We start from the raw sequence: 8,183 nt of genomic DNA on the forward strand, positions 1-8,183 counted from the left end.
GTTACCGCGTGAGCTTCTGGGCGTGCCGGTTGTCCGCGGTCGCGTCCGCCTCCGACCAGGATTGCGGCTTGACCTTGTCGCCGGCGGCGAACTTCTGGAAGCCCTCGACCACGACCTTGTCGCCGGCCTTCAGGCCTTCGGTGACGAACCAGATTCCGTCCTGCACCGACCCCGTGCGCACCGGCTGCACCGCGATGTGGTTGTCGTCCTTGACGACGAACACTTCGCTGCCGCCGCCGCCATTGCGCTGGATCGCCTGCTGCGGCACCGCGATCGCGTCGCTATCGAGGCCCTGGTCGATGCGGACGCGGACATACATGCCCGGCAGCAGCTCGCGCTTGGGATTGGGGAACTCGCCGCGCAACGTCACCTGCCCGGTGTGGGCATCGACCTTGGCGTCGGAGAACAGCAGCTTGCCGTCGAGCGAATAGAGCGTGTTGTCGTCGAGCACCAGATGCACCTTGGCGGCATCGGAGGCGATGCGCTCAAGGTCGCCGGTCTCGAAGGCGCGGCGAAGCTGGTTGAGCTCGTTCACCGACTGGGTGAAGTCGGCATAGATCGGATCGAGCTGCTGGATGGTGGCGAGATTGGTCTCGTTCTGCACGGCGAGCGCACCCTCGCTGACGAGAGCCGCACCGACCACGCCGTCGATCGGCGCGCGCACGGTGGCATAGTCGAGATTGAGCTTTGCCCGCGCGAGCTCCGCCTTGCGGCCCTCGACCTCGGCATGGGCCTGGCGCTCGGCGGCCACGGCCTTCTCGTTCTCGGCCTCGGGCGCGGCGCGCTGGCTGGTCAGCGTGGCGATACGGTGCGCCTGCTGCTTGGCCTGCATCAACGCGGCCTCCGCCTTGGCGAGCGCGGCCTCGTTGGCCAACACCTCGACCTCGAACGGACGCGGATCGATACGATAGAGCGCATCTCCCGCCTTGACCTCGCTGCCCTGGCGGAACAGGCGCTCGACCACGATGCCGGACACGCGCGGCCGCACGTCGGAGACACGCGTCGGCGCGATGCGGCCCGGCAGTTCCCGGACCACAGCGCGCGGCTGCGGCTTGACAATGACGATGCTGACATCCGGATAGGCCGGCGGGGCAGCGGAAATGGCGGAGCTGGATTCGTCGCAAGCACCAAGCAGCGGCGCAAGGGCCGCGAGCATCATAGCAACGCATGCCGATCGCGCGCGAAGTCCTGACATGAAGTTAAGTGCCCCGATATTGTTGAAACTGATCACGGCCCGCGCGCGGCCCGTTCTGGGCGATTCCGTGCGGCTGATGCCGTCAAAATAGAATGCACCTGCTGCGATGCAACGCGTGCTGCAGGCGGCTCATTGTCACACAATGTATCCTGTTGAACTTATGTAGCTTTTATGGACTCACCTGATTGTGAGTCAGGTTCCATCGCGGCGTGCTGCGGCGGAACATCGCAATTACCCCGCAGCTTTCATCCGGTAGTGGCTGACGCCCCATTCGGTTCCATCGGCATAACCGAACAGGCCCGACGTCGCGAGCAAGAACCAGCGCCAGCGCCGCATCCATAGGCAGGTCTGTTCGCCATAGACCTGGCGCAAGGAGGCCTCGATCGCATCCCGATGCGCATCGAAATTGGCGAGCCAGTCGTTGGCGGTGCGCTGATAATGCGTGCCGCTCCAGCACCATTCCTTCTCGACCGTGAAGATGTCGTGGAATTGCCTGACGAGGTGATGGCTCGGCATCAGCCCGCCCGTGAAGACGTGCTGCGCGATCCAGTCCTCGCGATCGAGCCGGTCGAACAGCTGCGAGCCGGAGCGATGGGTGACGATCTGCATGAAGAAGCGCCCATCCGGCGCGAGCCATGACCGCAGCCGCGACATCAGCTTGCGCCAGTTCATCATCTGCTCGAACATCTCGACCGAGACGACGCGGTCGAACTGGCCGTCGGGTGCGAACACGTTCATGTCCGCCGTGACCACGCGCAGGTTCAGCAAGCCGCGCCGCCGCGCCTCCTCCTCGACATAAGCGCGCTGCGCCTGCGAGGTCGACACCGCCGTCACCTTGGCGTGCGGAAACTGCCGCGCCATCCACAGCGACAGCGAGCCCCAGCCGCAACCGAGCTCGAGGATGGTCTGGCCGTCGGCGAGGCCGGCATGCTCGACCGTCTGGCGCAACGCCTCCTCCTCCGCCTCCTGCAAGGTGGTCGCATCGGTCTTGTAGAAGCAGCAGGAATATTTGCGGCTGGGGCCGAGCACACCGGCGAAGAACGCCGCGGGCACCTCCTCACGCCCGGCCTCCGCGTTTTCGGCGATCGGCCGCAGCATCATCCGCCCGGCGAACGCGGCATCGGCGGCCGCATCATGCGCGGCGAGGCGGGTTGCGCTGCGGGAGCACAGGCGCTGGATCGCGGCGCGAATCAAGACGTCCGGCAGCGGCATGCGTTCGGCAGTCCCGATGATCGCGGAAACGACGCTCATGCGCCCCCCGAATGGCGAATCTCTGCAGATACCTGCTTATCAAAGCCCGCTTGCGGTCCGGGTTCCCCGAGCTGTCCCCGAAATCGGCGCATCCGGCGCTTTTTTTGAGCCGGCGCTGTGCCATAGTGCGCGCCGCACGCAAGCTTTTGGAATGGATGATACCGGCCATGCCGTCAGGCGCCTCGCCCCGCTCCCCCATGGATATCGAGTACACAAAGCTATCCTCACCCAGCGTTTTTCTGGTGCGGATGCTGGTCTTCCTGGTGCTGTGCGCGCTGGTCAGCGTGGTGCTCTACAAGCAGATCATCCAGGCCTTCTTCGCCAATCCCGGCCTCAATGCCCTGATCGGCGGCGTGCTGTTCATCGGCATCATCCTGGCCTTTCGCCAGGTCATCCGGCTCTACCCTGAGGTGTCCTGGGTCAACAATTTCCGCATCGCCGATCCTGGCCTGGCGCCGGCCCGGCACCCGAAACTGCTGGCGCCGATGGCGGCGATCCTCGGCGGCGAGCGCTCCGGGCGAATGTCGATCACCCAGACCACCATGCGGCATTTGCTCGATTCGATCGCGACCCGCCTGGATGAAGCCCGCGACATCTCGCGCTACATGACCGGCCTCCTGGTCTTCCTCGGCCTGCTCGGCACCTTCTGGGGCCTGATCGAGACGGTCGGCTCGGTCGGCAAGGTGATCGACGGGCTCAAGGTCGGCGGCGATTCCGGCGCACTGTTCGACACGCTGAAGGAGGGCCTCGCTGCCCCGCTGGGCGGCATGGGCATCTCGTTCTCCAGCTCGCTGTTCGGCCTCGCCGGCTCGCTGATCCTCGGCTTCCTCGATTTGCAATCGAGCCAGGCCCAGAACCGCTTTTACACCGACCTCGAAGACTGGCTCGCCACCACCGTGCGCGAATATGGCAGCGGCGAGGTCGCGGTCGCTTCCGGCGGCGGCGGGGTCGCCAGCGGCGAGCTCCAGGCCGCGGTCGAACGCTTACGCTCCGTGCTCGAGGAAGGCAGCGCCAGCCGCGGCACCACGGCGGCGATGGCGAGCCTTGCCGAAGCCATCCAGGCGCTGGTCTCGCATATGCGTACCGAGCAGCAGATGATCCGCGAATGGGCCGACGGCCAGGGCGAGCAGAACCGCGAGATCCGGCGTCTGCTGGAGCGCATCGCCCGCCAGCCGGAAAAGAGCTGAGACGATCTCGTGCCCCGGACGCGACGCGGCATGAAATGATGCGTCGCTGAGCCGGGGCCCAACGTCAGGGACAATATGGTCCCGGCTCTGCGAAGCAGCGTTACACGCTGCATCGCGTCCGGGACGAAGGTGGAGACGGACAACATGGCTCTAGCGCGCGGCCGCCGCAGCGAAGGCGCCTTCAACTACTGGCCCGGCTTCGTCGACGCGCTGTCGACGCTGGTGCTGTCGATCGTGTTCCTGCTGTCGGTGTTCCTGGTGGTGCAGTTCTTCCTGTCGCAGGAGGTCACCGGCAAGGACAAGGCGCTGGAGCAGCTCAACGCCAAGATCGCCCAGCTCAACGAGCTTCTGTCGCTGGAGAAGCTCGGCAAGCTCACGCTCGACGACCAGGTCTCGCAATTGAAGGCCGGCCTCGCCTCGGCCGAGACCGAGCGCGACCGCATCAAGGGCCTCTACGATGGCCTCGCCGCCGCCGGCAGCGACGCGCAAGGCAAGACCTCCGAGCTCGGCAAGGCGCTGGATTCGGAGAAGGCGGTCTCGGCGCGGGCGCTGGCCCAGATCGAGGTGCTGAACCAGCAGATCAGCGCGCTCCGGCGGCAATTGGCGGCGCTGGAAGAGGCACTCGATGCCAGCGAGAAGCGCGACAAGGAATCGCAAAATCGAATTGCCGATCTCGGCTCCCGCCTGAACGTCGCGCTGGCGCAGCGCGTGCAGGAATTGTCGCGCTACCGGTCGGAATTCTTCGGCCGCCTGCGCGCTATCCTCGGCAACCGGCCCGACATCCGCATCGTCGGCGACCGCTTCGTGTTCCAGTCCGAAGTGTTCTTCGACACTGGCCAGGCGGTGCTTCTGCCCGAAGGCCGCGCCGAGCTCGACACCTTGGCAGCCGCGCTGATCGAGCTCGACAAGAAGATCCCGAGCGACATCCCCTGGGTGCTGCGCGTCGATGGCCACACCGATGTGCGTCCGGTCAACGGTCCGAACTTCAAGTCGAACTGGGACCTGTCCGCGGCCCGCTCGATCTCGGTGGTGCAATATCTGGTCTCGCTCGGCGTGCCCGCCCAGCGCCTCGTCGCCGCCGGCTTCGGCGAATTCCAGCCGCTTGATCCCGGCAACACGGAGGAGGCCTACAAGCGCAATCGCCGCATCGAGCTGAAGCTGACGGAGCGGTAGTGAGCGCGATCCACCTCCGCCCCTACGCGGCCTCCGACGAAGCCGCCGCGATCGACCTCTGGCATCGCACCTGGCAGCAGGCCTATCCGCAGATCGACTTCGCGGCACGGCTGGAATGGTGGCGCGAGCGTTGGCTGAGGGATCTGGTACCGAAGGCGTCCATTGTCGTCGCCGAGCAGAATGGTGCCCTCACCGGCTTCGTCACCATCGACGGCGACGGCTATCTCGACCAGCTCGTGGTCGACCCTGATCACTGGGGCTCGGACGCAGCACGGCTGCTGGTCGACGAGGCCAAGCGCCTGTCGCCATCAGGCATCACGCTGCTCGTCAACAAGGACAATTCCCGCGCCATCCGCTTCTACGAGCGCAACGGCTTTGCGCATGCCGGCGACGACGTGAACCCGACCTCGGGCCGGCCGGTGCTGAAGATGGCCTGGCGGGCGTAATTCTGGCGGGCGTGAGGCCTGTCACGCAGGGATCCTGCGAGGTCGGTTATTCGTTGTGTCAGCGATGACAAGCGAATGGAGGCGATCGATGCAGCTGCGCGATCTTGCCAAGGGTTCCTCGGTGTTTCTGGCCGTCATCGTCGCCGGATATTTATCGACGACCTATGTCGACCAGCGTTTTGCTGCGCCCAAGGTCTCCAAATCAACAGAGACGGCATCAGCCTCAGCCTGCGTCGGAGAGGACGGCAGCTGGAAGAACTGGCCGTGGCCAAACGTGCCTGCGCTGTCGCCGAAGTGCCGGTAGCTGACCGAGTGGCGCGAACCACCGGCCCCAAGCTCCGCTGTCATCACCCGCGAAAGCGGGTGATGACAGTACTCCGAGACAATGAGGTTAGAACCGAGGAGCCGCGGCGTACTGGATTCCCCGCCGGAGCCTGTCATCGGGCTCGCCGGAGGCGAGACCCGGTGGCGGGGAATGACACCGTGATTGTAGTGACGATCGCAGAACCTTACGCCGCTCGCAGCGCCTCACGCCCCCTCGAACTGCAACCTCGCCAGCCGCGCATAGAGCCCGTTCGCGGCCACCAGTTCGGCGTGCGTGCCCTGCTCGACGATCTTGCCCTGGTCCATCACCAGGATGCGGTCGCAGGACAGCACGGTGGCGAGGCGGTGCGCGATCACCAGCGTGGTGCGGTGGCGCATCAGCTCTTCCAGAGCGGTCTGCACCAGCGTCTCGCTCTCGGCATCGAGCGCGGAGGTGGCTTCGTCGAGCAGCAAGAGCGGCGCATCGCGCAGGATGGCGCGGGCGATCGCGATGCGCTGGCGCTGGCCGCCGGACAGCGTCACACCGCGCTCGCCGAGCGGGGTGTCGAAACCTTCGGGCAGGCGGCGGATGAATTCGGCGGCATGCGCGAGCTCGGCGGCGCGTTCGACCTCGGCATCGGTCGCATCGGGCCGGCCGAAGCGGATGTTCTCGCGGGCGCTCGCGGCGAACACGTTCGATTCCTGCGGCACCAGTGCGATGCGCGCGCGGAAATCACGCGGATCTGCCGATTTGACCGGCACACCGTCGAGCGAGATCGCGCCGCTGCGCGGGTCGTAGAAGCGCAGCAGCAGATGGAAGATCGTGCTCTTGCCGGCGCCGGACGGACCGACGATCGCGACCTTCTCGCCGGGCCGCACCGTGAATGACACCGCATCGAGCACATTGACGTCGCGCCGCACCGGATAGGCGAAGCTGACCCGGTCGAAGCCGACTTCGCCGCGTGCCGGCACCGGCAGCGCGCGGGGAGACGCGGGCGCCTTGATGTCGGGCTGCACATGCAGGATCTCGAACAGCCGCTCAGCCGCGCCTGATGCCGCCGAGACCTCGCCCCAGACCTCGCTGAGCTGGCCGAGGCCGGCTGCGGCGAACACCGCATAAAGCACGAACTGACCGAGCCGGCCCGGCGAAATCGCGCCGGTGAGCACGTCATGCGAGCCGATCCAGAGGATCGCCACCACGCTTGCGAACACGATGAAGATGATGATGGCGGTGAGCACGGCGCGCGCCTGGGTCGAGGTGCGCGCGGCCTCATAGGCCTGCTCGACCTCGCCGCCGAAACGCTTCTCGGCGAATGGCTCGCTGGTATAGGCCTGCACGGTGCGGATCGCGCCGACCAGCTCGCCGGCATAGGCGGAGGCCTCGGCAAGCGTGTCCTGCGCATTGCGCGACAAACGCCGCACCCAGCGCCCGAAGGCAACCAGCGGCAGCACGATCAGAGGGATGGCCAGCAGCACGAAGCCCGACAGCTTCGGGCTGGTGATCACCATCATCGCCGCGGCGCCCAGAAACATCATCAGATTGCGCAGCGCGATCGACACGGAGGCGCCGACGGCCGATTTGAGCTGGGTGGTGTCGGCGGTGAGCCGCGAGATCAGCTCGCCGCTGCGTGCGGAATCGAAGAAGGCGGGCGACAGCGACAGCAGATGGGCGAACACATCGCGCCTGAGATCGGCGACGATGCGCTCGCCGATCGTCATCACGAGGTAGTAGCGTGCGGCGCTGGCGAGCGCGAGCACGCCGACCACCGCGAGCATCACCGAGAAGTAGCTGTTGATCAGCTCGATGCCCTCGGGCGTCAGGCCGAAATCGATCATCCGGCGCACCGCGACCGGCACCAGCAGCGTGGTCAGGGCCGCGACCGTGAGTGCGACGAAGGCCAGCGCCGCCCGGCCGCGATAACGGTTCACATAGGGCGCCAGCGCAAGCAGCGGCCGCAGCTTGGCGCGACCCTTGGCCGGCTCTTCGATCAGCTCGGCCTCGATCGAGGGCGTGTCCGCGGCGTTCATTCCGGGCTGATCGGCATACTGGTCATCAAGCCGTTCCACTGCGCTCATGAGATCCAACCCATTGCATTCGTTTGCTCCCAATAGGCCGGGGCAAGGGTAGTGGCAAATCCGGGAAGTCCCTTAGGGGGCAAACCCGGTTCACCGGCCGGGATGGCTTGTTTTAGCGGGTTTCGTGAGGTATAGAGCCGCCCAAATCCGTCATTCGATAGCCACCCAAGAAGGCGCCGGGGCGCCGAGGAATTGCCATGAAAGCCGAAATTCACCCGAACTATCATACAATTAAGGTCGTGATGACCGACGGAACCGAGTACCTGACCCGCTCGACCTGGGGCAAGGAAGGCGACACGCTGAACCTCGACATCGACCCGAAGTCGCACCCGGCCTGGACCGGCGGCAATGCCCAGCTGATGGATCGCGGCGGCCGCGTCTCGCGCTTCCAGAAGAAGTTTTCGGGCTTTCTCAAAAAGGATTGATCCGGCCCGCAAAGGCTGGAGACGAAAAACGCCCCTGGGAGACCAGGGGCGTTTTTGTTTTTGGAGGTGGCTGACCCAAGCAGAGATTTCGTAGGGTGGGCAAAGCGAAGCGTGCCCACCAAACCCC

At 65.8% G+C, this 8,183-nt stretch carries 8 protein-coding genes; 5 read left to right on the forward strand and 3 right to left on the reverse strand.

Features of this window, described 5'->3' with window-relative positions; translation table 11 throughout:
- Position 1: 1 nt before the first annotated feature.
- Together CV770_RS33185 and CV770_RS33190 are read right to left on the reverse strand one after the other, a co-directional pair.
- Positions 2 to 1,195 (reverse strand): efflux RND transporter periplasmic adaptor subunit, encoded by a 1,194-nt coding sequence (locus CV770_RS33185; protein ID WP_091955990.1) that lies wholly within the window; start codon positions 1,193 to 1,195, stop codon positions 2 to 4.
- A 231-nt stretch (positions 1,196 to 1,426) separates the two neighbouring features.
- A complete protein-coding gene (locus CV770_RS33190) occupies positions 1,427 to 2,446 on the reverse strand; it encodes an SAM-dependent methyltransferase (RefSeq protein ID WP_104465350.1) in 1,020 nt (339 codons plus the stop codon).
- Positions 2,447 to 2,613: 167 nt separating this feature from the next.
- Between CV770_RS33190 and CV770_RS33195 the strand changes: the two genes are divergently transcribed.
- The 4 genes from CV770_RS33195 (at position 2,614) to CV770_RS33210 (ending at position 5,556) form a co-directional block, all read left to right on the forward strand.
- Positions 2,614 to 3,633: a flagellar motor protein MotA gene (locus CV770_RS33195; RefSeq protein ID WP_201760156.1), complete on the forward strand. Its 1,020-nt coding sequence runs from the start codon at positions 2,614 to 2,616 to the stop codon at positions 3,631 to 3,633.
- Positions 3,634 to 3,777: 144 nt separating this feature from the next.
- Entirely contained in the window at positions 3,778 to 4,806 is a 1,029-nt protein-coding gene (locus tag CV770_RS33200) for a peptidoglycan -binding protein (RefSeq protein WP_091956046.1), read from the forward strand.
- Positions 4,806 to 5,252, forward strand: a complete 447-nt coding sequence (locus CV770_RS33205; protein ID WP_091955987.1) for a GNAT family N-acetyltransferase — start codon at positions 4,806 to 4,808, stop codon at positions 5,250 to 5,252. Before CV770_RS33200 ends, CV770_RS33205 begins: the two co-directional genes overlap by 1 nt.
- An 88-nt stretch (positions 5,253 to 5,340) precedes the next feature.
- Positions 5,341 to 5,556 (forward strand): hypothetical protein, encoded by a 216-nt coding sequence (locus tag CV770_RS33210; protein ID WP_104465351.1) that lies wholly within the window; start codon positions 5,341 to 5,343, stop codon positions 5,554 to 5,556.
- 224 nt (positions 5,557 to 5,780) lie between these two features.
- Here CV770_RS33210 and CV770_RS33215 read toward each other — a convergent pair whose 3' ends face one another.
- Entirely contained in the window at positions 5,781 to 7,631 is a 1,851-nt protein-coding gene (locus CV770_RS33215; protein ID WP_091955985.1) for an ABC transporter ATP-binding protein/permease, read from the reverse strand.
- Between the two features lie 197 nt (positions 7,632 to 7,828).
- Between CV770_RS33215 and rpmE the strand changes: the two genes are divergently transcribed.
- Positions 7,829 to 8,056 (forward strand): 50S ribosomal protein L31, encoded by a 228-nt coding sequence (rpmE, locus tag CV770_RS33220; RefSeq protein WP_007599895.1) that lies wholly within the window; start codon positions 7,829 to 7,831, stop codon positions 8,054 to 8,056.
- Positions 8,057 to 8,183: the final 127 nt, after the last annotated feature.

This window comes from Bradyrhizobium sp. AC87j1 (genome assembly GCF_002936975.1).
GTDB classification, from domain to species: Bacteria; Pseudomonadota; Alphaproteobacteria; order Rhizobiales; family Xanthobacteraceae; genus Bradyrhizobium; species Bradyrhizobium shewense.

Coding starts and splice junctions, on each gene's coding strand:
- CV770_RS33185 (WP_091955990.1), bottom strand. CDS start 1,195: ATGTCAGGACTTCGCGCGCGATCGGCATGCGTTGCTATGATGCTCGCG.
- CV770_RS33190 (WP_104465350.1), bottom strand. CDS start 2,446: ATGAGCGTCGTTTCCGCGATCATCGGGACTGCCGAACGCATGCCGCTG.
- CV770_RS33195 (WP_201760156.1), top strand. CDS start 2,614: ATGCCGTCAGGCGCCTCGCCCCGCTCCCCCATGGATATCGAGTACACA.
- CV770_RS33200 (WP_091956046.1), top strand. CDS start 3,778: ATGGCTCTAGCGCGCGGCCGCCGCAGCGAAGGCGCCTTCAACTACTGG.
- CV770_RS33210 (WP_104465351.1), top strand. CDS start 5,341: ATGCAGCTGCGCGATCTTGCCAAGGGTTCCTCGGTGTTTCTGGCCGTC.
- CV770_RS33215 (WP_091955985.1), bottom strand. CDS start 7,631: ATGAGCGCAGTGGAACGGCTTGATGACCAGTATGCCGATCAGCCCGGA.
- rpmE (WP_007599895.1), top strand. CDS start 7,829: ATGAAAGCCGAAATTCACCCGAACTATCATACAATTAAGGTCGTGATG.